The 23,384-nt window shown below is 64.4% G+C and carries 26 protein-coding genes and 1 pseudogene; 14 read left to right on the forward strand and 13 right to left on the reverse strand.

What is annotated here, in order from left to right; genetic code table 11:
• The first annotated feature begins 19 nt into the window (after positions 1-19).
• Together ACIPUD_RS10270 and ACIPUD_RS10275 are read left to right on the forward strand one after the other, a co-directional pair.
• Positions 20-1,405, forward strand: coding sequence for a HAMP domain-containing sensor histidine kinase (locus ACIPUD_RS10270; protein WP_446480513.1), 1,386 nt, complete (start codon positions 20-22; stop codon positions 1,403-1,405).
• Positions 1,402-2,064, forward strand: a complete 663-nt coding sequence (locus ACIPUD_RS10275) for a response regulator (RefSeq protein ID WP_018455246.1) — start codon at positions 1,402-1,404, stop codon at positions 2,062-2,064. Before ACIPUD_RS10270 ends, ACIPUD_RS10275 begins: the two co-directional genes overlap by 4 nt.
• 4 nt (positions 2,065-2,068) lie before the next feature.
• On the opposite strand, the gene ACIPUD_RS10280 is transcribed toward ACIPUD_RS10275, so the two are convergent.
• Complete coding sequence (locus ACIPUD_RS10280) at positions 2,069-2,911, reverse strand: hypothetical protein (protein ID WP_018455247.1); 843 nt, start codon at positions 2,909-2,911, stop codon at positions 2,069-2,071.
• Between the two features lie 210 nt (positions 2,912-3,121).
• Between ACIPUD_RS10280 and ACIPUD_RS10285 the strand changes: the two are divergent.
• The 3 genes and pseudogenes from ACIPUD_RS10285 (at position 3,122) to ACIPUD_RS10295 (ending at position 6,235) form a co-directional block, all read left to right on the forward strand.
• Positions 3,122-3,981: pseudogene (locus ACIPUD_RS10285) on the forward strand (IclR family transcriptional regulator).
• 36 nt (positions 3,982-4,017) lie between these two features.
• Positions 4,018-4,992 carry a Bug family tripartite tricarboxylate transporter substrate binding protein gene (locus ACIPUD_RS10290; RefSeq protein ID WP_446480514.1) on the forward strand — a complete coding sequence of 325 codons (975 nt, stop codon included), beginning with the start codon at positions 4,018-4,020 and terminating at the stop codon, positions 4,990-4,992.
• Positions 4,993-5,014: 22 nt separating this feature from the next.
• A complete protein-coding gene (locus ACIPUD_RS10295) occupies positions 5,015-6,235 on the forward strand; it encodes an ABC transporter substrate-binding protein (protein ID WP_446480515.1) in 1,221 nt (406 codons plus the stop codon).
• A 120-nt stretch (positions 6,236-6,355) separates the two neighbouring features.
• Here the strand turns inward: ACIPUD_RS10295 and ACIPUD_RS10300 are convergent, their stop codons facing one another.
• Positions 6,356-6,847 carry an SRPBCC family protein gene (locus ACIPUD_RS10300; protein ID WP_446480516.1) on the reverse strand — a complete coding sequence of 164 codons (492 nt, stop codon included), beginning with the start codon at positions 6,845-6,847 and terminating at the stop codon, positions 6,356-6,358.
• 2 nt (positions 6,848-6,849) lie between these two features.
• Positions 6,850-7,254 carry an ArsR/SmtB family transcription factor gene (locus ACIPUD_RS10305; RefSeq protein ID WP_247377527.1) on the reverse strand — a complete coding sequence of 135 codons (405 nt, stop codon included), beginning with the start codon at positions 7,252-7,254 and terminating at the stop codon, positions 6,850-6,852.
• Between the two features lie 368 nt (positions 7,255-7,622).
• On the opposite strand from ACIPUD_RS10305, the gene ACIPUD_RS10310 reads away from it, so the two are divergent.
• Entirely contained in the window at positions 7,623-8,678 is a 1,056-nt protein-coding gene (locus ACIPUD_RS10310) for a serine hydrolase (protein WP_446480517.1), read from the forward strand.
• A 71-nt stretch (positions 8,679-8,749) separates the two neighbouring features.
• Here ACIPUD_RS10310 and ACIPUD_RS10315 read toward each other — a convergent pair whose 3' ends face one another.
• Entirely contained in the window at positions 8,750-9,571 is an 822-nt protein-coding gene (locus tag ACIPUD_RS10315; RefSeq protein WP_446480518.1) for an outer membrane protein, read from the reverse strand.
• Between the two features lie 267 nt (positions 9,572-9,838).
• Complete coding sequence (locus tag ACIPUD_RS10320; protein ID WP_446480741.1) at positions 9,839-10,543, reverse strand: SDR family oxidoreductase; 705 nt, start codon at positions 10,541-10,543, stop codon at positions 9,839-9,841.
• 118 nt (positions 10,544-10,661) lie between these two features.
• Here ACIPUD_RS10320 and ACIPUD_RS10325 point away from each other — a divergent pair, with 118 nt between their 5' ends.
• Positions 10,662-11,504, forward strand: a complete 843-nt coding sequence (locus ACIPUD_RS10325) for a GNAT family N-acetyltransferase (protein WP_446480519.1) — start codon at positions 10,662-10,664, stop codon at positions 11,502-11,504.
• Positions 11,505-11,522: 18 nt separating this feature from the next.
• On the opposite strand, the gene ACIPUD_RS10330 is transcribed toward ACIPUD_RS10325, so the two are convergent.
• On the reverse strand, positions 11,523-11,963 hold the full coding sequence (locus ACIPUD_RS10330; protein WP_446480520.1) for a hypothetical protein: 441 nt from the start codon (positions 11,961-11,963) through the stop codon (positions 11,523-11,525).
• Between the two features lie 282 nt (positions 11,964-12,245).
• On the opposite strand from ACIPUD_RS10330, the gene ACIPUD_RS10335 reads away from it, so the two are divergent.
• A complete protein-coding gene (locus ACIPUD_RS10335; protein ID WP_446480521.1) occupies positions 12,246-12,530 on the forward strand; it encodes a hypothetical protein in 285 nt (94 codons plus the stop codon).
• Positions 12,531-12,583: 53 nt separating this feature from the next.
• On the opposite strand, the gene ACIPUD_RS10340 is transcribed toward ACIPUD_RS10335, so the two are convergent.
• The 6 genes from ACIPUD_RS10340 to ACIPUD_RS10365 all read right to left on the reverse strand — a co-directional run bounded on the left by ACIPUD_RS10340 (position 12,584) and on the right by ACIPUD_RS10365 (position 15,533).
• Complete coding sequence (locus ACIPUD_RS10340) at positions 12,584-12,874, reverse strand: hypothetical protein (RefSeq protein WP_085384470.1); 291 nt, start codon at positions 12,872-12,874, stop codon at positions 12,584-12,586.
• Positions 12,875-12,893: 19 nt separating this feature from the next.
• A complete protein-coding gene (locus ACIPUD_RS10345) occupies positions 12,894-13,307 on the reverse strand; it encodes a curlin (RefSeq protein WP_274535547.1) in 414 nt (137 codons plus the stop codon).
• Positions 13,308-13,390: 83 nt separating this feature from the next.
• On the reverse strand, positions 13,391-13,768 hold the full coding sequence (locus ACIPUD_RS10350) for a curlin (protein WP_446480522.1): 378 nt from the start codon (positions 13,766-13,768) through the stop codon (positions 13,391-13,393).
• 32 nt (positions 13,769-13,800) lie between these two features.
• A complete protein-coding gene (locus tag ACIPUD_RS10355) occupies positions 13,801-14,193 on the reverse strand; it encodes a curlin (RefSeq protein WP_247443480.1) in 393 nt (130 codons plus the stop codon).
• A 119-nt stretch (positions 14,194-14,312) separates the two neighbouring features.
• Positions 14,313-14,714 (reverse strand): hypothetical protein, encoded by a 402-nt coding sequence (locus ACIPUD_RS10360; RefSeq protein WP_018455265.1) that lies wholly within the window; start codon positions 14,712-14,714, stop codon positions 14,313-14,315.
• A gap of 165 nt (positions 14,715-14,879) precedes the next feature.
• Positions 14,880-15,533, reverse strand: coding sequence for a response regulator transcription factor (locus ACIPUD_RS10365; protein WP_446480523.1), 654 nt, complete (start codon positions 15,531-15,533; stop codon positions 14,880-14,882).
• Positions 15,534-16,176: 643 nt separating this feature from the next.
• Between ACIPUD_RS10365 and ACIPUD_RS10370 the strand changes: the two genes are divergently transcribed.
• The 6 genes from ACIPUD_RS10370 to ACIPUD_RS10395 all read left to right on the forward strand — a co-directional run bounded on the left by ACIPUD_RS10370 (position 16,177) and on the right by ACIPUD_RS10395 (position 22,695).
• On the forward strand, positions 16,177-17,604 hold the full coding sequence (locus ACIPUD_RS10370) for an efflux RND transporter periplasmic adaptor subunit (protein ID WP_446480524.1): 1,428 nt from the start codon (positions 16,177-16,179) through the stop codon (positions 17,602-17,604).
• Positions 17,601-18,326 (forward strand): ABC transporter ATP-binding protein, encoded by a 726-nt coding sequence (locus ACIPUD_RS10375; RefSeq protein WP_085351324.1) that lies wholly within the window; start codon positions 17,601-17,603, stop codon positions 18,324-18,326. The genes ACIPUD_RS10370 and ACIPUD_RS10375 overlap by 4 nt, the downstream gene beginning before the upstream one ends.
• Positions 18,323-19,546, forward strand: a complete 1,224-nt coding sequence (locus ACIPUD_RS10380; RefSeq protein ID WP_018455269.1) for an ABC transporter permease — start codon at positions 18,323-18,325, stop codon at positions 19,544-19,546. The genes ACIPUD_RS10375 and ACIPUD_RS10380 overlap by 4 nt, the downstream gene beginning before the upstream one ends.
• A gap of 48 nt (positions 19,547-19,594) precedes the next feature.
• Positions 19,595-19,912, forward strand: a complete 318-nt coding sequence (locus ACIPUD_RS10385; RefSeq protein WP_204511440.1) for a response regulator transcription factor — start codon at positions 19,595-19,597, stop codon at positions 19,910-19,912.
• A gap of 18 nt (positions 19,913-19,930) precedes the next feature.
• Positions 19,931-20,320: a hypothetical protein gene (locus tag ACIPUD_RS10390; protein WP_446480525.1), complete on the forward strand. Its 390-nt coding sequence runs from the start codon at positions 19,931-19,933 to the stop codon at positions 20,318-20,320.
• Between the two features lie 509 nt (positions 20,321-20,829).
• The gene (locus tag ACIPUD_RS10395; RefSeq protein ID WP_446480526.1) at positions 20,830-22,695 is read left to right on the forward strand and encodes an alkaline phosphatase family protein; all 1,866 of its coding nucleotides are present in this window, start codon (positions 20,830-20,832) and stop codon (positions 22,693-22,695) included.
• Between the two features lie 57 nt (positions 22,696-22,752).
• Here the strand turns inward: ACIPUD_RS10395 and ACIPUD_RS10400 are convergent, their stop codons facing one another.
• Positions 22,753-23,325, reverse strand: a complete 573-nt coding sequence (locus ACIPUD_RS10400; RefSeq protein WP_446480527.1) for a hypothetical protein — start codon at positions 23,323-23,325, stop codon at positions 22,753-22,755.
• Between the last annotated feature and the right edge of the window lie 59 nt (positions 23,326-23,384).

The raw sequence follows: 23,384 nt of genomic DNA on the forward strand, positions 1-23,384 counted from the left end.
TCGCACCAGGTGCCCGCCGATGTGGAACCGCCCGAGGTTCGATCTCAAAGTCCGTCTGACGTTGCGCGTGGCCGCGATATCGGCCGCCTGCTTCGCAGCCATCTCCGCCTACTTCCTGATTACGGCCGACCGCGCGGCGCATGCGCGCCTCGACGACATCGCCGCCATCGTCGCCAAGACGCTGGAGCTGCAGCAGGGCAAGATCCAGTGGGTCGCCAGCCCGCGCTCAGACTTTCCCAACCTCGACCCCGTTTCGGCCTATGTGATGACGCCCGGCCTGTGCCTGGCATTCCGCGGCACGAGCGGCGACATCCTCCAGCGCTTCTGCAGCGGCGCGCCCGCCCCGGCAAACCCACCGCCGCAAGCCTTCACGGCCTTCTATCGCAGCCTGTTCGACCCCGGCCGCGAAGCGGCACGGCCTGTGATCGTGCGCGGAGCGAAGCTTGGCGACGCCGTGGTCTCGGTCGAGCCGGCCGTGCAGACGGCGGAGGCCTGGCACGAGGCCGGCCGCCTGATGCTGGCGCTGGCGATCGCGCTGCCGCTGCTCTGCGCCCTGGTCTACGCCGCGCTGGCACGCGCGCTGCGCCCCACCCGCATGATCCGCACCGGCCTGGAGCGGATTGCCGCCAACGACCTCACCACGCGGCTGCCGCCGTTCGACCTTGCCGAGCTCTCCGCGATCCGCGACGGCTTCAACCATCTCGCCGAAAGCCTCGAGACCGCACTTGCCGAACGCAGCGAGCTGACGCGGAAGCTGATCGCACTCCAGGACGAGGAGCGCCGCCATCTCGCGCGCGAGCTGCATGACGAGTTCGGCCAGTCGCTCGCCGCCATCCGCGCGCTCGCCTCCTCCGCCCGCCAGACCGCCGCGCAGGACTGCCCTTCCTTGCTTGGCGAATGCGACGGCATCGCGCGGACCGCAACCGGCATGATGGAGACGTTGCGCGGCACACTGTTCCGGCTGCGGCCGCCGGATGTCGAGGAGCTCGGGCTCGTCGCCAGCCTCGAAGGCCTGGTCGCGGGCTGGAACGGGCGCAGCCGCGGCGAGACGCGCTTCTCGATCCGGTTCGACGGCGCATTCGAGACCCTGCCGGCCACGATCAGCGCCAGCCTCTACCGGATCGTGCAGGAGGCGCTCACCAATGCCGCCAAGCATGCCGTCGCCACGCGGGTCAGCCTGGAATTGACGATGGGGGCGAGCGAGATCGCGCTTGCGATCGACGATGACGGACGCGCGACCGATCCCGTCGCGAAATCCGGAATGGGCCTGCTCGGCATGCGCGAGCGCGTCGCGGCCTTGCGCGGCCAATTGAGCTTCGAGGCCAAGCCGAACGGCGGCTCCGCACTGCGCGTCGTCATTCCGCTCGCAGCCGCCGATCGGCCGCCGCTGGAGCACGCCGCATGAGCGCGGCCGGCGCGACCATTCTGCTGGTCGACGACCATTCCGTCGTCCGCGAGGGCTATCGCTCCGTGCTCCAGAAGCAGCCGGGACTTCGCGTCATCGCCGAAGCCGCCGACGGCGCCGAGGCCTATCGTCTCTACAAATCGGAGGCGCCCGACCTCGTCATCATGGATCTGAGCATGCCCGGCATCGGCGGCATCGAGGCGGTCAGGCGCATCAGGCAGTGGGACAAGGGCGCGAGGATCCTCGTCTTCACCATGCACGAGAATGCCGGCTTCGCCGTGCAGGCGATCCGCGCCGGCGCCAGGGGCTACGTCACGAAGACCAGTCCGCCGGAGACGCTGGTGCGCGCCGTGATGGACGTGCTTGCCGGCAAGATTGCGATCAGCCCCGACATCGACCATGAGCTCGCGCTGAGCCGGCTGGCCGGGGAAAGCTCTGCCGCCGACGTCCTCACGCCGCGCGAATTCGAAGTGCTGCGGCTGCTGCTCGCCGAGAATACGACAGAGGAGATCGCCGAGACGCTCCATGTCAGCCCGAAGACGGTGGCGAACCTGCATTCCCTGATCAAGGACAAGCTCGGCGTCGGATCCGACATCGAGCTGGTCCGGCTGGCGCTGCGCCAGGGCATCTTGACGGAGGTCGATCTCGGCGAGGCCTGATTGCTCAAGCCAGATAGCGCGTGAGATAGCCTTCCATCGCGTACAGCGCACAAAGCGCAAGGCTCGACCACACGGCGGCGGTGAAATACAGGAACATCCAGGTCAGCTCGCCCTTCCAGTGCGCGATGTCGTGGGTCACGACCCAGCGCGTCGAGACGTCATGCAGGCCTTCGAGGAAGCCGAGCAACCGGTTGCCCTCTTCATACCCTGCCCGCCAGCGGCTGAGATACATCGGCACGTCGACGGTGACGAGGAAGGCCAGGAAGCAGGCGATGCCGACGATGCCGGCAATCAGCGCCCAGCGCACCGGCCCCTGGAATTCCGGCATCAGCCGGCACAGCGCGATGCCCGCGAGGAAGAATGTCACCGCCCACAGCGAGTTCTCGATCGCGTTGAACAGGAAGTTTGTCGTCACCACCGCATACCAGGAGAAGCACTCCGCGATGATGATGATGGGCACGATCACCCACGCGATGTTCACAACCGTCTCGGCGCCCGTCATGGTCCCGAGTTGATGCAGGATGACCGCCCATTGCGCCGCGAAGCACAGTTCGGCCACGGTCGCGACCGTGCGGCCGACGAAGACGCTGGAGAGCCAGGTGTCGAACAGACAGATGCGCTGCACGTCGGCGCGCGGCAGGAACGAGCGGAAGGCGCAGCCGAAGACATAGCCGGCGCAGAGCAGGAACATCAGTCCGATGTCGGAGCCGCCACTGATGCTGCCGGCGGACGTGGGATAGAACGCGCGGTACAGCATGAACCAGGCGAGAATGTTGGCAGCACTGACCAGCGTCAGGGACCCCCACCACCACGCGAGGGGATTTGTCCGCGCCTGCCACTGCAACATGAATCGCTCCGCTGTAATCGATATGACATTCAGTCGTAATAATCCTGTCACAACAACCCACGGAATCACGACGAGAATCTGTGTGCGGCGGAGCTCGTCGCGCACATTTTATCCGCACGGGCAACGCCGGCGCGTGTCCGGATAGTGGACAAAAAATACTATTTTATGAATCTATTGGACAACCGCCCCGACCGGGTTCATTAATCCTCGATGGCCAAAACCGCGTCCAAACCGATCCGCGCCTCCTCGTCCGCTGCCGCCGTGCTGGCGGACAGCATCGACGACGCCGCGTTCGCGACGACGCTGGCAAAGGGTCTCGGGCGGGAGCGACGCAGCTCGGCAACATGGAGCTGTCGACGCTGACCGGGATTCCGCGTCCGACGGTGGCGCGGCTGACGCATACGCTCGCCGAACTCGGCTACCTCCGCTACGATTCCGAACGCGCCAAATATCGCGTCGGCGCGCGCGCCCTTCGCATGGCGCATCCGCTGCTCGCCGACATGCAGTTCCGCCAGGTCGCACGTCCCATGATGCAGGAGCTGGCGCAAAGCGTGCGCGGCACGGTCTCGATTGGCCTGCTCGATGCGACCTCCATGATCTATGTCGAGACCGCGCGCTCCGGCGACGTCGGCCCGCACGTCCCCGACATCGGCATGCCCATTTCCGTGGTGATGACGGCGATGGGCCGTGCCGCGGCGGCGACCTTGCCGCAGGCCGATGCCGCGCTGCTCGAAGAGCGCATTGCAAGCGAGGATACCGAGCTGTGGTCGGCCTTCCGAGAGACATACCGCGCCGGCCTCGCACAATGCATCAGCCGCGGCTTCTGCACCTGCTTCGGCGAGTACATCGCCTCGATCCATGCCGTCGCCGCGCCGCTGTTTCATGCGCGTGAGGCGAAGCAGGCCTTTTCGATCAATTGCGGCATCCCCGCATTCCGGCTCCAGCCCGGCCAGCTGGAGGGCGAGATCGGCCCGCGCATTGCCGCTCTTGCCGACAGCATCCGCACCATGATTGGGGCGGCGCCGGCGACCGAAACACAAAAGCAGAACAAGAAGAGCGCCAGGCGATGAACAAGACAATCGGCGCTCCGCCATCGGGAGGCCACCATGACCATCACACGGCGAACATTTTTGGGCACCCTCGCTCTTTCGATATCCGGGCTTCCATTCGCCGCACGCGCTGAGGACGCCTGGCCGTCGCGTATGGTGCGGCTGATCTCGCCTTACGGGCCCGGCGGCTCCAACGACATCTCGCTGCGGCTGCTGGCCGAAGAGTTCGGCCGCAACCTGCACCAGCAATTCATCGTCGAGAACAAGCCGGGCGCCGGCACGCGCATCGCCAACGACACGGTCGCGCATGCGCCGGGCGACGGCTATACCCTCCTCTATGTCGCGGCCCCCTATGCGACCGCCGAAGCGCTGTTCGGCAAGCTGACCTATGAGCGCAAGGATCTGCAGCCGGTTGCGATGGCGGTGATCGCGCCACTGTTCCTGATCATCAGCGCGGACGCGCCGTTCAAGACGCTCCCCGAATTGATCGCCTACGGCAAATCGAAGCCGGATGGCCTGACCTTCGCCTCGCCCGGCGCCGGATCGCAGCCGCATCTTGCCGGCGAACTCCTGTTCAGGGATGCCGGCGTCAGGGGGCTCAACATTCCCTTCCGTGGCGATGCGGCGTCCTACACCGAACTGCTCGCCGGCCGCGTCGATGCCACGCTGACGGCGCTGCCGACCGCAATGCCCTACATCCAGAGCGGCAAGTTCATTGTGCTCGGCGTCGCCTCGGCCGAACGCAGCGCGCTTTACCCGCAGGCGCCGACCCTGCGCGACCAGGGTTTTCCCAACGTGGCCGCGGCCGGCTGGTACGGTTTCATGGCGCCTTCGACGACGCCGCGGGCCATCGTCGACAAGCTGCAGGCCGAAGTCTTGCGCGCGCTGGCCGAGCCGGTGGTCAAGGACAAGCTGACCGCCCAGGGCCTCGAAGTGCGCGCCGGCACCGCGGCCGAGTTCGGTCAGTTCATCGACAACGAAACAAAAAAGTGGACCGGGCTGATCCGCGAGGCCGGTCTCAAGGGCGAGTGACGGTCACGAACAGGGAATGGAAATGAAAAACGTACTTCTCAAACGTGTCGCGGCAGTCGCGATCGTTCTCGCGCTATCGATCCCGGCGGCACAGGCCCAGAAGAAATACGATCCCGGCGCATCCGACACCGAGATCAAGGTCGGCCAGACCGTCCCGCTCAGCGGGCCGGCCTCGGCCTATGCCGTCATCGGCAAGACCCAGGCCGCTTACATGAAGATGATCAACGACCAGGGCGGCGTCAACGGGCGCAAGGTCAATCTGATCCAGTATGACGATGCCTATTCGCCTCCGAAGACGGTTGAGCAGACCCCCAAGCTGGTCGAAAGCGACGAGGTGATGCTGACCTTCCAGATCATCGGCACGGCGCCCAATGTCGCCGTGCAAAAATATCTCAACGCCAAGAAGGTCCCGCAGCTCTTCGCGGCAACGGGCGCGGCGCGTTTCACCGATCCGAAGAACTTCCCCTGGACCATGGGCTTCAATCCGTCCTACCTCGTCGAGGGCCGGATCTACGCGCAATATCTTCTGAAGAACCATCCGAACGCCAGGATCGGCGTGCTCTATCAGAACGACGATCTCGGCAAGGATTACCTCGCCGGCTTCAAGGCAGGTCTCGGTGACAAAGCGAAGATGATCGTCGCCGAGACGTCCTACGAGATCACCGAGCCGACCATCGACTCGCAGTTCCTGCGGTTGAAGGATGCCGGTGCCGACGTGCTGTTCAGCGCCACCACGCCGAAACAGGCCGCGCAGGCGATCAAGAAGGTGGCCGAGATCGGCTGGAAGCCGCTGCACATCATCGACATCAACGCCTCCTCGGTCAGCGCGGTGCTGAAACCTGCCGGACTCGACAACGCCGAGGGCGTCGTCAGCGTCGGTTATGTCAAGGATTCAGCCGATCCCGAATGGAAGGACGATCCCGGCATGAAGCGATATCTCGCCTTCATGGCCAAGTACTACCCGGAGGGCGACAAGGATTCGAACCTGAACGTCTACGGCTATATCACCGCGCAGCTGCTGGTGCAGGTGCTGAAGCAATGCGGCGACGATCTCACGCGCGAGAACGTGATGCGCCAGGCCGCCAGCCTGAACAACATCGCACTCGACCTGACGCTGCCGGGTATCTCGGTGACGACGACGCCGACGGACTACCGCGTCAACAAGCAGTTCCAGATGGTGCAGTTCGACGGCCAGCGCTGGCAGAAACTCGGCGACATCGTCACGGACGACGCGAAGGAATGAAGCGCCCCTCATCCCGAGGGGCGCGCGCCTTGAAGAATGAAGGCTTCACCAATGGTCCTCGTGCTTCGAGGCGGCCGCTCCGCGGCCTCCTCCGCATGAGAGAGGAAGTGGCTGCTCGCCCTACCTCTTCATCCCACTCACATAGGCCGCGAGCTTGTCGAGTGTCTGGTAGCCGTATTCGACGGCACCGAAGTTGATCATGCCGTCGCGCTGCGCCGCGCTCGACGCCAGCTGCCGCATCATCAGAACCGTCTTGCCGTTGCTCTGTTCGGCGAAGGTGACGGTGAAACGGAACATTCCGGGATCCTCGTCCCGGTCGGTACCGTGATCCATCTCCATCAGCGACGGCCGTTCGATGCGGCGAAAGCGCATGCGGTTCGGGTAGACCGTGCCGTCCGGGCCGATCATGTTGAAGCGCCAGACGCCGCCGACCCGCACGTTGATCTCGAAGGTCTCAACCTTGAAGCCCTTCGGGCCGAACCATTGCGGCAGATGCTTCGGGTCGGACCACGCTTCGAACACCAGATCGCGCGGCGCGTCGATCACGCGCGACATCACGATCTCACGGTCGAGCGACCATTGCGACAGAGCGGGATTGGCAGAATTCGTCATCGTCAGGAACCTTTCCGTCTGGTTGTCTTGTCGATCGTCTTGTTACTTGTCTTGGTCGGCCGTTTGGCAGCCGCCCGCTCTTTCTTCAGCTTCATCACATAGGTTTCGAAGCGATCGAGCCGCGCCTCCCAGATCGCACGCTGGTGCTGGAACCAGTCCTCCGCAGTGAGGAGCGCGTCAGGACTGAGGCGGCAGGTGCGCACGCGGCCGGATTTCTCCGACAGGACGAGACCGCTCGTCTCCAGCACATGGATGTGCTTCATGAAGCTCGGCAGCGCCATCGCGAAGGGATCGGCGAGTTCGCCGACCGACGCCTCGCCGGCGCAGAGCCGCATCACGATCGCCCGCCGGGTGGGATCGGCAAGGGCCGCGAAAACCTGATCGAGCCGGGATAGTTGGTTAGCCATGGGGCTAACTATAGGGCTGCCATGATCTCGCGTCAACAATTGTTAGCCAATTAGCTAAGTTAAATTCGCCGACTGGTAGCCTGGATGAAGGGAAGCGAATCGGGGCCGCTAGCTCGGCTGCGGCACTTTCCGGATTGCGCTTCGCTCCGTCCGGGCTACGGACCATTCGCGCGGAACCCACCACGCGCAATCGTGAATAGGGATGATCGGCCCTTCCCACTACAAGGGACCGGGGGCGCATCGAATCTTGCGCCAGAGCCGTGTCGTCTGTTGTCACCTCATCGTATCTCACCCGACGGGCGCTCGCCCGGGCCGCGCTCGTTCCCCTTGCGCTTGCATGGCCGCGCGGGGCCGCCGCGGATTCCGACATGATCGCGCAGATGCGCGACATTGTTGCGAACGAACTGACGCCGACCGCGACGCCGGACCAGCCGGGCGGTCTCGCCGCTGCACTTTATGCCGGCAGCCATGTTGAGTTCTTCAATTACGGCTTTGCCGACAGCGCCACGCGAAGGCCGGTCACGCCGGACACGCTGTTCAACCTCGGTTCCCTGCGCAAGCCGTTTGAGGCGACGCTGGTTGCGCTCGGCACCCTCCGCGGCGAACTGCGGCTCGACGATCGTCTGGCGAAATATCTGCCGGAGCTCACCGGCGACTATGTTCGCCGCATCACTGTCGGCGAACTCGTCACGCACACCTCAGGCATGCTGCTGCCGACCGATCATCCGCCGTGGCCGAGCGACACGTTTTCCCGCGCGCAGCTCATCGACATGTTCAACAGCTGGAGACCGCAAGGCGGCGAAGCGCCCGGCAAGCAGCGCGTCTACAGCCACGCCGGCTACGTGCTGCTTCAACTCGTGCTCGAGCGCTGTTACGGCGCTCCGATCGCAACCCTGTTTGAACAACACATCCTCAAGCCGATCGGCATGAATGCGACCTCCGTGCCCGAACGCGGCGAGGACAGCCGTGCCGTCATGGACGACGCCTGGATGCAGCTCGCGGTCCAGGGCTACTCGGATCAGGGCATGGCAATCGGCCCCATCGGCAACCAGCAGAGTTATTTTGATTTCCCCGGCACCGGCCAGATGTTTTCTTCGCCGCGGGATCTCGCCGCATTCGTTGCGGCCTGCGTCGATGGGCGGTCGACCGAGCCTCACTTGCGCGAGGCCCTGCGGATGATGCAGCACGAGATTTTCCGCGTCGACGACAAGTTCGGACAGGGAATGGCTTGGGAGACGGTGCGTCTTCCAGGCGTCACCGTCGTTGACAAGCCGGGTGGGCTCAACAACGCCTCCGGCTATATCGGCCTGGTGCCGGCGCAGCGGATCGGGATCGTCCTGCTCGCCAACCGGGGCGAATATCCCCACGAGGTCGCGCGCTACAGGATCCTGCCAGCATTGGCGCATCTGGTGGCATCGCACTGAATCCGCCTAGCGAAAAACAGAAAGCCCCGGCTGAGCCGGGGCTTTCCGCGCCAGGATCGGAACGGGAATGCTCAGTACCTGGCAACGACGGGTCCGCCGAACTTATAGTTCACGCCGACGCGCACGATGTTCGATTTGAGATCGACCGAGTGGGTGAAGACGTTGGTCGGAAACGCGCCGCCCAACAGATTGGTGCTGGTCACGGTGCTGCGTCCGAGGTCGACGTAGAGATATTCCGCCTTGAGCGACCAGCCGCCGCCGAAGGCATATTCGGTGCCGACACCTGCGGTCCAGCCGAGGCGTGTGTCGCGGAACGCGGCCGACTCCGTCGCCGCAGCGAACGTGTCCACGAAGTTGAAATTGCCCTTCACCTCGGCGATCGCCGCACCGCCGGTGGCGTAGAGCAGCCAGATCGGAGCCGCGAGGAAGCCGATGCGGCCGCGGATGGTGGCGAGCCAGTCTGCCGAGACCTGCGAGGACACGGTGAAGCCGGTCGGGGCGCAGCAGGGATAGAGCGCCGAGCCGGACGCACCGCCCTTGAAGCCAAAATAGTTGATGTCGCCTTCGAGGCCGAGCACGGCGTTGTTGAGTTGCCAGTTATAGCCGGCGGTAAGACCGCCGGTGACGCTGGAGCTGTTGACACGCTGGGCGCCGACAGCAGCAATAGCGGTAACACTGGTGTCCGCGAAATAGCCGGCGGGATCGAACGCGGTCGAGGTGGCCGGATCGGCGCTGCCCCATTGCCCGCCGACATTGCCACCGACGTAAAAGCCGGTCCAGTTGTAGGCCGCCGCCATCATCGGCGCCTTGCTATAGTGCGTCGCGAGGTCGGCCGCCTGCACGGATGCGGAGCCCAAAACAACCGCGGCAACCGCCAGCAAAAACTTCTTCATTCCAGTCTCCTTTGCCCCGCGCGATTGATCTCGCGTTTCGAATGCGCGGGCGGAAGTTGTCCGGCGCAGATTGGACATAGGCTGCCGTTCCCTCGCCGTCTTGGGCTCCGGCGAAGTTCATAGGGACTGTGACGTAGTGTGAGCCGTGCGGCACGCGAACGCGTGACGGGTGTGACTGGAGGGCCACGCGTCATCCCTCCTCCGTGACGCGCGACGCACACCACTGTCGCATCGCGACAACCCGCGCGCGATCCGACGCTCCGCGTCTCAGACCGAACGCGTCAGTCCGCCGTCGACGCGGATGTTCTGTCCCGTGATATAGGCCGCGCCGTCGGACGCCAGGAACGAGATCGTCGCGGCGATCTCCTCGACCTTGCCGTAGCGCCGCATCGGCACGCTGTCGCGGCGTGCATCCAGCTGCGGCAGGCTGTCGATCCAGCCCGGCAGCACATTGTTCATCCGGATGTTGTCGGCGGCATGGGTGTCGGTGAAGATCTTCGTGAAGGCGGCGAGGCCAGCGCGGAACACCGCAGAGGTCGGAAACATCGCGCTCGGCTCGAACGCCCAGGCGGTCGAGATGTTGATGATGGCTCCGCCCTTTTGCGTTTGCATGATTGGCATCACCAGCCGGGTCGGACGGATCACGTTGAGCAGATAGGTGTCGAGGCCGGTGTGCCACTGCTCGTCGGTGATCTCCGTGATCGCCGCCCGGGGCCCATGGCCCGCGCTGTTGACGAGCACGTCGATGCGTCCCCATCGGGCAAGCGCCCCGTCCACAAGCCGCTTCAGATCGTCGTTCGACTTGTTGGAACCGGTGATCCCTAACCCACCGAGCTCGGCTGCCAGCGCCTCGGCCTTGCCGGAGGAGGACAGGATGGCGACGCGAAAGCCGTCGGCTGCGAGCCGGCGCGCAGCCCCTGCCCCCATGCCGCTGCCGCCGGCGGTCACGAGTGCGACCTTCTCTGCTGCCATCTCTGCTGCCATGAGCGATCATCCTTTGATATCGTGGAGGCGAGCCGTGGGCCCGGCCTATCATGAGGCCTTCTAACGCCGGACCGGCCGGAAGGTCCACCGTCGAAAGCGACTGGAGATGAGCGATTTGCAGATCCGAAATTTGCGCCCCAAGGAGATCGCCATGGCCGTCGAGTGGGCCGCGGCCGAGGGCTGGAATCCGGGCCTCTCCGACGCCGCCTGTTTTGCGATCCCCGACCCAAAGGGTTTCTTCGTCGGCGAGATCGACGGCAAGCCGGTCGCGACGGTCTCCTGCGTCCACTACGACGATCGCTTTGCATTTCTCGGCTTCTACATTGTGCGATCGGATTTTCGCGACAGAGGCCACGGCCTGCGCATCTGGAACGCGGCGATCGCGCATGCGGGCGCTCGCGTGATCGGCCTCGACGGCGTGGTGGCGCAGCAGGACAATTACAGAAAGTCCGGCTTCCAGCTTGCTTACGCCAATATCCGCTACGGCGGCATCGTCGCCGCGCCATCGAGGCCGCCCGCCGATGTCGTTGCGCTCGACACGATCCCGTTTGCATTCGTTGAAGCCGATGATGAAACGGTGTTCCCGGCTCCGCGCAGCGCTTTCCTGCGTGCCTGGATCGGTACCTCAGGACATGTCGGTCGCGCGCTGCTGCGCGACGGCAAGCTCGCCGCATGGGGCGTGATCCGGCCGTGCCGGACCGGCCGCAAGATCGGCCCGCTCGTCGCCGACGACCGCGCGGCGGCGGACGCGATCGTGGAGGCCTTGCTGGAAAGCGCAAACGGCGGCGAAATCTTCCTCGACGTTCCCGCCGTCAATCGCGAGGCGATTGCACTCGCGGAATCGCTCGGGCTGAAGCCGGTGTTTGAGACGGCGCGGATGTACACGGGGCCGGTCGCGCCGCTGCGGATCGACCGCGTCTTCGGCGTGACCAGTTTTGAGCTGGGCTAGCTGAGCCGAACTCGCTGCTCAGTAGCAGCGCATGATGTTGACGGTGTGCTCGCCGCCGCCGCGGCCGGGCACAGTGACCTGCTCCGTCGGACAGCTCGGCACGTAGGGCCGGTCTGACGGCACCACGTTGGGCGGGAAGCGATGCGTCCAGTCCCAGGGAACGTCGTACGTATAGGTGTAGCGCACGTCGCTGGAGACGGGTTGGGCGGTCTCGGCGAAAGGCTGGCCGTAGCCAGCATTGTCATAGTAGAACCCGCCGCCGCCCGGCCAGTAGACCCAGGGCGTGTTGCGGCCACGGAACCTGGCGCCCGGCGCAATCGGCGGACGCGCCGCCGGACCGGAAGGCGTGGCGGCATGCGCGACGGTGCCACCGGGCCTGGCAAAACTGACGCTGGGGGCAAGGAGCAGCGCGGCTGCGCTGAGCGAGGCGAGCAACGCCCCAAATGATCTCGACATCATGATACGCACCAACTCGTTTGGCTTCGCGAATAGCGGCTCCCCACCGCACGCTAGGCCGGGCTGTCGCCCACCCGCAAACGTATAATTAATTATTGGTTAAGGCACGGGATGAACAGGGAACAAGCTGCGGCAAGACGCCCGGGATTCCGGCTGATGTCGCTCGTGTTCCCGGGAAACGGACTTCATAACCAGTTGATCGGAGTTGATCGCTTCGGCCGACAACACCCGGAACGCTCCCGCACTGCGGTCGTTGGCTCCCGACACCAGCAAGGAGCATCTCCAATGCAGAACAAATCGAAACTCCTCTGCCTGATCACGGCTTCCCTCGTCGCGGGCACGGCGGCCGCCTCGGCCCAGGGCTATGATTGGAACGGATCCCGCGCGGGTTGGGATCGCACCGCCCCCGCTTACCAACCGGTTCAGCCACGCGCGTACTATCCTGATGTAGCCGGACCTTACGGTGCGCTCAACGGCACCAACCATCCCGCGCCGAGCTCGACGCAGGGCGATGTCGGCCCGGAGGGCAACAACAACGGCACCCTGACCGGCGTCTATCGCAGCTGGTAACGCCCGCTCACGATGAGGCCCATCGTCCATCACGGACGATGGGCCTTCGTGCGTCAGCGGCCCTGCTGCTTGCGTAGCCAGTCCAGCATGTCCTGTGGATTTCCGGTGCCCTGCGTCACAATGGCGGTGTTGCCGCCGCTGCGACGATAGACCGTCGTGCGCCCAGGCTCCTTCTCGATCTTGACCTCAGCCTGCGCCGGATCGCCGCTCTGGGTGATGACGGATGTGCCATTCTCGTCCTGAACCATTGTGGTATGGCCGTCACCTGACTCGCCAGCTCCGGCCGGCCCGGCTGTCATCGCCGTCATGATGCTCATTCCTGCTGCAAGTACGATGAACCTCATATTGCACCTCACCTTCTGATCACCGGCTGAACTGAAATATCGACAGCCAGTTGAAGCGCCCGAATTGTCGCACCGTTCCCGTGTTCATATCGCCGATCTGGAGCAGGAGGGCATTGGTGGAATTGCCGACCTGAGTGATATCGGCGATGTTGCTCACACCCGACTGACCGATCGCCAAATTGGTGGTGCCACCCACCTGGATCACATCGACATAGTTTCGCGTGCCGTTCTGGATGATCGTCGCATCGACCGTTCCCGTGCCACCGATCTGGATGACACGCGCAATATTGATGCTGCTGTTCTCCTCGATCGTGACCGGCTGGACGTCGTTGCCGAATTGCACGATCGTTTCGATGCTCACGTTCCGGTTCGTCACGCCGCGCTGGACGGATCCGGCGGATGCCTCGGACGCGACGCTGACGGCGGCGAGCAATGCCGCCAATGCCAGGAGCAGTCTACCGGATATCATTGCCTTGCCCCCATTACATTTCTGACGACGCTGAGGTCGCGCCCGGCTCAATGGCTATTCTGGACAACAGTCGCCGAGTTGAACGCGCCGAACTGGGACAGGAAACTGCTGGTCGACTGGCCGGCCTGGCCGACAAACGCGACATTGTTCACGCCCGCCTGCCCGACCGATGCCAACGTCGTCCCGCCGAATTGCAGGATTCCGGTCGCGTTGTTCGTGCCGTTTTGACTGACGGTCGCGCTGGTGCTGCCGCCTATCATGAACACGCCGGCCATGTTGAGCTGACTGTTCTGGTTCAGCACGACCGGCGGGCCGCCGAGCGACACGATGGTCTTGATGTCGGCGGTCTGGGCACCGGCCGATCCGGCGCCTATGCAACACAAGGTGAGAAACGCGCCGCAGGCGGCGCCGGAAAAATGTCTCATGACATGCCTCGCGACTGAAAATGGATTTGCGATCAAGGAGTCTGCTGCAAAATCGTCGAGCCGTTCAGGATTCCGAGCTGTCCGACGGCCGCCGCGTTGTTCGCGCCGAGCTGGCCGATCAGGCTCGAATTGGAGCCACCGGCCTGGCCGAGTAACGCGGTGTTGGACGCCGTCGCGGTGGTGCCGCCCTGCCCGATCACTGAGGTGTTGACGGTCAGGAGCGAGCCCGTCTGCAGGGTGGTCGCAGTATTGGTGGCGCCGAACTGCATCGTGGTGGCGCTGTTGTTGGTGCCGCCACTCTGCGAGATGAAGGAGTTGTTGGTGGTGCCGAATTGCAGCACGGTGGCCGAGTTGCCGGCCTGGGCATCGACAGCGGTCAGCAAGCCGAACGCGACGATCGTGGCAACGAGATATTTTTGATGCATGACATTTCCTCCGCGAAAGTCGGCGGACAAGCTCTCACCGAGTCGTCCCGCCCGAGGCGGTGCTTTCAAGGATGGCGCGGACGCGCCGCAGATGACGCGTCCGGCCAAACGGGGCTGGCTTAGTGCGCCGTCTGCGAGACGGTGCTGCTGTTGACGCCGAACACGCTGAGTTGTCCGACGGCGGCGGCGTTGTTCTGAAGCGCGGCAGGCCCGAACGAGTTCTGGGTAATCGCGCTGCCGTTGTTGCCGAACGCCACCTGGCCGGTCGTCGCCGAGTTCTGCACGCCGACCTGGTTGACCGTGCTGCCGTTGTTGAGGGAGGCCGCGCTGGTGCCCTGCATCGTGGTCGCGCTGTTGATGATGCCGAGCTGGCTGGTTGACGAGCTGTCGTTGGTGAGGCCCTGCTGCGAGACGCTGGAACCATTCACGACGCCCACTTGCACCGTGGTCGCAGTGTTGGCGGCCTGCGCGGCGGAGGAGAGGGCGAGCACGGCAACGGAAGCAAAAAACAATTTGCGCATGGAATATCCTTTCTGGCTAAGATCTCTGACTGGGTTCGGATGCCGTCTTGGAGGAGGCCGACATCGCAGGACCGACTTTGAACCGATCGTGCTGCGTGCGACAGACTGCAGTTCATGCTAATCGGTACGGACTAGACGTTGCGCGGCGCCTTGGTGCCTGCGGCACTAGCTGTAGCCCGTGCCGGTTCGTGTCGTCTCTTCTTCGCGTCCCATGCTGTCGACCAACCGCACCACCTCGATCGGCGAGCGAAGCTCCAGCTTTCGCATCATCCTGGTGCGATGGACCTTGGCCGTCACTTCGCTCACCCCGAGCCTCGCCGCGATCTGCTTGGCGACGAGACCTTCGGCCATCAACAGCATGATCTCCCGCTCCCTCGCCGTCAGCGTCTCGACGCGCTGGCGCGCTTCGCGCACGCTATCTTCGCGTTCGAGCCGCCTGCGGTCGCGCTCGATGCCGTGCCTGATCGCGTCGAGGATCTCCTGTTCGCGAAAGGGTTTTGGAAGAAACTCGACTGCGCCGCGCTTCATGGCCTCGACCGAGACGCGGACGTCGGAATGGCCGCTGATGAAGACGATCGGGATAAGCACGCCCGTCTCGGCGAGCCGGCGCTGAAGCTCGAGGCCGGTCGGCGCCGTGCCGGGAAAGCGGACGTCGAGCACAAGGCATGAAGGCCCGCCGGAAATAGTCTCCCCGAGAAACTCGTCGGTCGACGCAAACAATTTCACCTGATGCCCGGTCTCCTCGCAGAGACTTCCTATCGCGGTTCGAATCTGGATCTCGTCGTCAATGACATAAACTGTGGCTTGACCTGAACTCATGGAAACGGGCTCCCCGGATTGGGGCTCGATGAACAAGCAACGAGCCATCCATTCTTCTTGCAAGCGAGATCAAGGTGCTTGGATGAATTCGCGGGGATCGAGCGAGTCGCTCCGATCCGCCGCTTCGACGTCTTAGGCCCAACACCCGTTCAAGACGAGTGAAGGTGTTCACACATCGGGTTTCGTGATTGCGGGGATGCGCCCTCGCGACCTGCGGCATCATGGCGAGGCGCGATATCGGCAATGCTGCGATTGGGAATGCGACGACCGGAAACGCGACGATCTGGCGTGGGAACTTCGGTATCGCCGAGTGCGTCATGGCGTCGCCACCCACGTGCCGACTTGAACGCCGGGCGCTGGCCGCTCCGGCCAGAGCAGACGAGACGTTCAGTCAGCTTGTCGAGTTCGATACCGCGCGCGTCATATCGATACGCTCCGTATGCATTTCGGGCAAGTCGTGAAAAATAGCACCCGCGGACTTTACTTCTGGATCATCAAGCGCACCCGACCGTCGCCCCGGCAGCGGCGACACACTGACGATCGCCTGCGTTTTTCAAGATTTACAACCATAGCGGGTTTACAACCATAGCGCGATCTTTGCCTTTGCCGCCAACGATGCCATTTCAAGAGGCGGGTTTTTGATATGCGATTTGTGCCAGTTATTGCCTTGCTCGGAACTGCATGTGGCCTCGCCGCGGTCTACGCCGCGGGGCCGGCCGTCATCACCGACGCGGCCGGGGCCGCGGCGCAGAAGGCGGCCCTCGCCTACGCATCGAGCCAACGGCTGCTCAGACCCGTGGGGCTGGAAGCACGGAGCTTCGGATCGGACGCCCCCGTATTCCGCTTTGCCTCAATCCAGCGCGGCAGCATCGAGCAGACCATCACCGTCACCGGAGCCCTGCAGCCGGTCAAGACGATCGAGGTGGGTTCCCAGCTGTCCGGGCAGCTCGCCCGGGTCTATGTCGATTTCAACGACACGGTCAGCAAGGATCAGCCGCTCGCCCTGATCGATCCGCGCAGCTTTGCGGCCAAGGTCGACGAAGCCCGGGCCTCTCTGGCCGTTGCCAATTCTCTGGTCGACGTCGCACGGGCCAAGCTCGATCGCAGCAGGATCGATCTGCAAAACGCAAGGGGTAGCCGGGACGTGCTCGCTGCCAAGCTCGAGAGCGCCCAGGCGGTCAAGAGCTCGGCGCAAAAGACCTTGCAGCGGAAGCAGGCACTCCAGTCGCAAAACGTGGTGGCCACGACGACGGTCGACGACGCGCAGACGGAGTTCACCGCACGTCTGGCCCAGGAACGCGAGGCCGAGGTTCTGATGTCCCTCAACTCCTATGCGGTGGATGGGGCGCAGGCCGACGTCCGCCGGATCGAGGCGGAATTGCAGCAGGCACGCATGGCCGTGCCGGAAAAGGCGGCCGTTCTCGCTGCGGCCCAGGCCGATCTCGACCGCACCGTGATCCGCTCGCCGATCGATGGCGTCGTCGTCGGCAGGTTCGTCAACGAGGGCCAGACCCTCGCGGTCGGACTGGAATCGCGCACCACGTTTGTGGTCGCGCATCGACTGGAGGACATGGAAATCCACGCGCAGGTCGACGAAGCCGATATCGGGCGCATCGCCCCCGACCAGCGCGCGCATTTCACGGTGGATGCCTACCCGGACCGTCGCTTCGAGGCGGTGGTGCGGCAGGTGCGCAAGGCACCGCAGAACCAGCAGCACGTCGTGACCTACACCGTCGTCCTGGCCACCTCCAATCTCGACGGCGCGTTGCTGCCCGGCATGACGGCGCTGGTGAAAATCGTGATCGAGCGGCAGGACGACGTGCTGAAAGTGCCGCTTGCCGCGTTGCGCTTCCAGCCCTCCGGCACGCGGCCGGACGCCGCGGCGCGCAGCGCCGTGTGGGCACGCACCGCAAGCGGCTCGCTCCGGCGTATTCCCGTGACTGTCGGCGCGTCCGGCACCGAACAGGTCGCACTCAGGAGCGGAGACCTCGTCGAGGGCAGCCAGGTCGCCGTGGGTCAGGCCATCCGGCCGGCGGGCATGGACTTTCTCGGCATCAGGTTCGGATCATGACGGCCCTCCCGCCCCTCATCAGCCTGCAGTCGGTCTCCAGGACCTATCGCGCCGACGGAGTAGCGGTGACTGCGGTGCGCAATGTCAGCTTCGACATCGAACGAGGCGAGATCGTCGCCGTGATGGGACCCTCGGGCTCCGGAAAATCGACGCTGATGAACATGATCGGGCTGCTCGACCTGCCGAGCGAGGGCGCGCTCTATCTCGAGGGAGCCGACGTCGCCGATCTCTCGGAAAACCACCGGTCGTCCCTGCGCGCCCGCAGCATCGGCTTCGTGTTCCAGTCCTACAATCTGCTCGCTCGCCACAATGCGATTGAGAACGTCGCGCTGCCGCTGGTCTATTGCGGCATCAGCCGCAAGGAGCGTCTGGCCCGCGCCGAGCAGAGCCTGGAGGCCGTCGGCATGGTGCACCGGGCCCACCACTTCCCGCGACAGCTTTCGGGCGGTGAGCAGCAGCGCGTCGCGATCGCGCGCGCCCTGATCGCCTCCCCGCTGATCGTGCTCGCCGACGAGCCGACTGGCGCGCTCGATAGCCGTACCGGCGCCGAGATACTGGCCCTGTTCGCCGCGCTGAACCGGACCGGCCAGACCATCGTGATGATCACGCATGACCCCGGCATCGCGACCCAGTGCCGGCGCACGATCCGCCTGCACGACGGCGAGCTCGTCGCGGACGAAACGCTGGTCCCGATCCTGCCGAAACGGAACGCTGCGCCATGACCATGCTCCAGGGCTTTCAGATCGCTTTGCACGCCTTGCGCCTGAATCCGTTGCGCAGCATCCTCACCATGCTCGGCATCGTGATCGGCGTCGCCTCGATCGTGACGGTGTTTGCGATCGGATCCGGCGCGCAGCTTCGCCTGCAGGAGCAGATCCGGTCAATCGGAGCCAACGTGCTGATGATCAACCCCGGCGCGGTCTACCAGGGCGGCGTGCGTCTCAAGGATGGCAGCAAGCTGACCATGACCGAGAGCGACGTGCAGGCGATCCTCGAGCAGATCCCCGAGATCCAGGCAGCGGCCGGTTCGATTGCAGGAACGGCCCAGGTCATTCACGAGAGCAAGAACTGGAACACGACCATCAACGGGACGACGACCGGGCACTTCATGGTGCGCGACTGGCAGCTTGCGACCGGCCGCTATTTTTCCGGCAGCGAGGAGGCAGCAGCCGGCAAGGTCGTGATCCTCGGCAGCACGGTGGCGCATGAGCTGTTCGCGCCCGGCGAAGACCCGATCGGCGCACAGATCAGGATCATGAAGGTGCCGCTCGAAGTGGTCGGCGTTCTCGATCGCAAGGGACCGGCGCAGGACGACGTCGCCTTCGTGCCGCTCACCACGGCCAAGCTGCGCTTCCTCGGCAGCGCAAGCAACATCAACCGGGATTCGGTCGCCTATATCATCGCCAAGGTGGCCGCGGACGGACAGATGGCGGGGGCGCGAACGGAGATCGAAAACCTGCTGCGGCAGCGCCACCGTATTCCCGCTGGCCAGGAGGACGACTTCAAGGTCCAGGATCCGGCCGCCGCCATGGAAGCGCAGCAGGGAGCGATCCGCACCGTCGCGCTCCTGCTCGTCGCCATCGCCTCGGTCTCGCTGCTCGTTGGCGGCATCAGCATCATGAACGTCATGATCGTTTCGGTCACCGAGCGCACGCGCGAGATCGGAATCCGCCGCGCGCTTGGCGGGCGGATGCGGGACATCCGTCTTCAGTTTCTCTGCGAGGCCCTCGTGCTCTGCCTGCTCGGCGGCGCGATCGGCGTCGGTGCCGGCGTCACGCTCTCGATGACGGTCGCTCGCATGGCAGGATGGATCACCTCGATCGACGGTCAGGCGATCGGCCTTGCCCTCGCCTTCTCGATCGCGACCGGCCTGATCTTCGGCTTTTATCCCGCCCACAAGGCATCCAAGCTCAGCCCGATCGAGGCACTCAAGACGGAGTGAGAATATGCTGGAGTGTTCGCATCGACCAATGGCCACGGAGGAGCAGTTATGAGTCCGGATCCGAAATATTCGATCACACCAACGCCACGCGAGCGGGACCTGATGACGCTGATCGCCCGCGGAATGCAGAACAAGAACATCGCGTACGAGCTCAAGATCTCGGAGAACACGGTGCGGGCGCATATCGGCAATATCATGCGCAAATACCGTCTCCAGAACCGGACCCAGATCGCGATCATCTTTGCCCTGCAGGCGGCGCCGCCATCGCTTCGCCGCAACCTGGCCAATGGCGGCCGCAATTCCACGACGGCCGCGCCGGCCAAGGCGGTCGCTCAGAATACGCCGGTGCCGACGGCACCGGATTGACCGCTCGGCCACAATCCCTTGCGTCATTTCGAGCGAAACACCCAAGTCCGGGGTCAACGCAACGGCGACAAAATATTTCTCTTATTAGAATTCGGATTTTTGTTAGATATTTTCTCAACCCGGCCCAAGGAAGAGGGGCGTATCGCGATCGTCACGAACGCGGGCCGGACGGCGGTGGACGTTGGTCACATCGGCGCGATCGGCTTCGCAGGGCGGGCAACCGTGAGTGAAGGCCTCGCGCACACGACCGGTGCGATCGGCGTACGGCAAAATCGTGTGGTCCTGACGCCCGGGGTCTGTGCGTCAAGCGTTGCGGTGATGTGGGTTGCCCAACCGGGCACACGCATCAGCCATCCGCAAGGCGACGGGGGCAATAGTGCATCGCTCCCCGGGGAGAGCACGACATAAGCCGTAAAGCCACTGCGCAGGGAAGGCCGGATGTTTTGGCTTCACCTGTATGCTGCTGTGCAATTTTGTTCACGACAATCTCGCACAGTGGACCGCGGGTGCCAGCCGGCACCCGGTCTTCCCTGCGCCCTCTTTCATTTTGAGGGTGAGGCGACCAAGCAAAGCTCGGGCGAAATGCGCCGCGAGAGGGCGAAGGTGTGTCTGCCACTCGGAATGCGAATCGAAGCGCAACGCTGCCAGCCACTCACTCCGTCATTGCGAGCGCAGCGAAGCAATCCAGTCTGCCGCCGCGGAAAGATTCTGGATTGCTTCGCTGCGCTCGCAATAACGATGCTGAAGCAGCGCGTGCCGACACCGCGATCTCGTGCCGCCGGACGCCGCGCAGAGCGGGGCCCCTGTCCTTCTTTACATGGCGCTCCGCTCTTGTAACAAAACCGTCATGCAGCGAAACTAAACGAAGGCGGGGGCCGCGGTTTGGCGGCCAAGCCGCCTCGCAGGGAGAGATTTTGATGCGCCGTTCACTGGTGTTGCTGTCAGCCGGACTGACAGTGTTGTCCGCCGGATTTTCGACCGGATCTGCCTCCGCCGAGAACAACACGCCCCGTAACCTGATCCTGTTCATTCCGGACGGTCTGCGGGCGCTGAAGGTCACGCCTGAGACCGCCCCCGCAATGGCCGAAATCCGCGACAAGGGCGTCAACTTCAAGAATTCGCATTCGCTGTTCCCGACCTTCACCATGGCCAACGGCTCGGCGATGTCGACCGGCCATTATCTCGGCGATACCGGCGTGTTCTCCAATACGATCTGGACCAACTACACCTCGGTGCCCGCCGGCGACACCGTGGTCCCTTTCATTGAGAACGACGCCGTGCTTGGCGACATCGACGAGCATTTCAAGGGCGACTACCTCAACGAGGACACGATCCTGAAATTGGCCCGCGACAAGGGCTACAGCACCGCCGCGCTCGGCAAGCATGGTCCGACCTATCAGTTCGACCACACCGACAAGCCCGAAAGGGCCGGCCTGCATTCGGTCGTGTTCGACGACGCGACCGGCGGCAAGAACGGCGTGGCGCTGTCGGACGAAGTCAAGGCCGCTCTCACCAAGGCTGGCCTGCCCCTCGCCACGCCGCCGCGCGGCGACAACTCCAAGGCGGGCGATGCCAAGACGCCCGGCACCACGGCGGCCAACGTCGCGCAGCAGGCCTATTTCGCCGACGTCGCGGCCAAGGTCGTGCTGCCGATGTTCAAGGCGCGCAACAAGCCGTTCGTGCTGGTGTTCTGGTCGCGCGACCCCGACGGCAGTCAGCACAACACCGGCGACAGCCTCAACCAGATCATGCCCGGCATCAACGGGCCGACCTCGATGGCCGGCATCAAGAATGCCGACAACAACCTCGCCCAGCTCCGCAAGGCGCTGGACGAGCTCGGCCTTGCTACCACCACCAACATCATGGTCCAGGCCGACCACGGCTTCTCGACCATCTCCAAGGAAAGCAAGACCAGCCCCTCGGCCAAGGTCAGCTATGACGACACGCCGAAGGACTTTTTGCCGATGGGCTTTCTGGCGCTCGACCTTGCCAAGGCGCTCGACCTGCCGCTGTTCGATCCCAACGACAAGAACGCCAGGGTCGAGGGCAACAAGCACCCGAAGGCCGGCAACGGCGTGCTCGGCAAGGATCCGGAAAAACCCGATCTCATCGTCGCGACGAATGGCGGCTCCGACCTGATCTATTTGCCGAACAAGGACAAGAAGCTGGCGGCCAGGACCGTCAAGGTGCTGCTCGAGCAGGACTACGTCTCCGGCCTGTTCGTCGACGACTCGCTCGGCCGCCTCCCCGGTACGCTGCCGCTGTCGAGCGTCAACCTGCGCGGCAAGGCGGCGACGCCGACGCCGGCGATCGTTGTCAACTTCCGCTCCTATGCCAGCGATTGCGGCGAGGCGCCGACCAACTGCTCGGTGCAGGTCGCCGACACCGTGCTGCGCCAGGGTCAGGGCATGCATGGCAGCTTCAGCCGCGGCGACACCATGAACTTCATGGCCGCGATCGGTCCGGACTTCAAAGCCGGCTATGTCAGCGAGATCCCGGTCAGCAATGCCGACGTCGGCATGACGGCAGCCCAGCTCCTCGGACTGCGCGCTTCGCAGAACGGCGGCCTAGTCGGCCGCGTGATGTCGGAGGCCCTGCCCAACGGCGTCGTGCCGAAGGCGTACAAGGGGGTCGAGAAGTCGAAGAAGTCCGAGAACGGCCTGCAGACCGTGCTGAACTTCCAGCGCGTCGGCAGCCAACGCTATTTCGACGCCGCCGGTTTCCCGGGTCGCACCCTCGGGCTGGAGCCGGACGCCGGCAAACAAAAAACGGCGGGGAAGTAACCCCGCCGTTCAAATGCGTCCTTCGTGACGGGCGCAGAATTTTACATGCCCAAAATCTTACATGCCGATGTCGAACACGTTCGGCAATTGGCCCGCCAGGGGCAGCGCGGTGGCGCCCAGGAAGGTCGCCACCATCGCCATCAGGCGACGGTTGTTGTGGCGCTTGCCGCGCATCTGGCCGGCGATCCACTCCAGCATTTCGCTGTTGACCTTGGAGGCATAGGACGGCGCCCAGCTCTCGATGTCGGACTCGGCCGACAGCGCCACGCTGCGCGGCGGCACCTTCAGGCCGGAGGCGCTCGCCGCATAATGAGCTACCGCCTTGGCGAGCAGGTCGTCGAACCGGCCGCCATCGGTGCGCTCGGTGGCGGCTTCGTTGATCTCGAACAGCACTTCGGCCTCAGTGCGGCTGACCGGCTGGTCGTTGACGGCCGTGGCGGTGAGGATGCGGGCGCACCAGGCGGTGTCATCGGCATCGAGCGAGCGGGAGAAGTGCACCCTTCCCTTGGTGGTCGGGCCTTCGCCCGTGATCACGCCGTCGCGCACGATGGTCAGTGCATGGGTCGAGGTATCGCGGCAGGATGGTTCGAGGGACGGTGACTCAACAGACTTATGCGCAGCGGCAGACATAGTTCACTTCCAGATTTCTTCTGATCGGCCAGCATTTTCATGCCGGCGTAAAGGGGTGG

The sequence above is a fragment of the Bradyrhizobium sp. CAR08 genome (genome assembly GCF_052871955.1).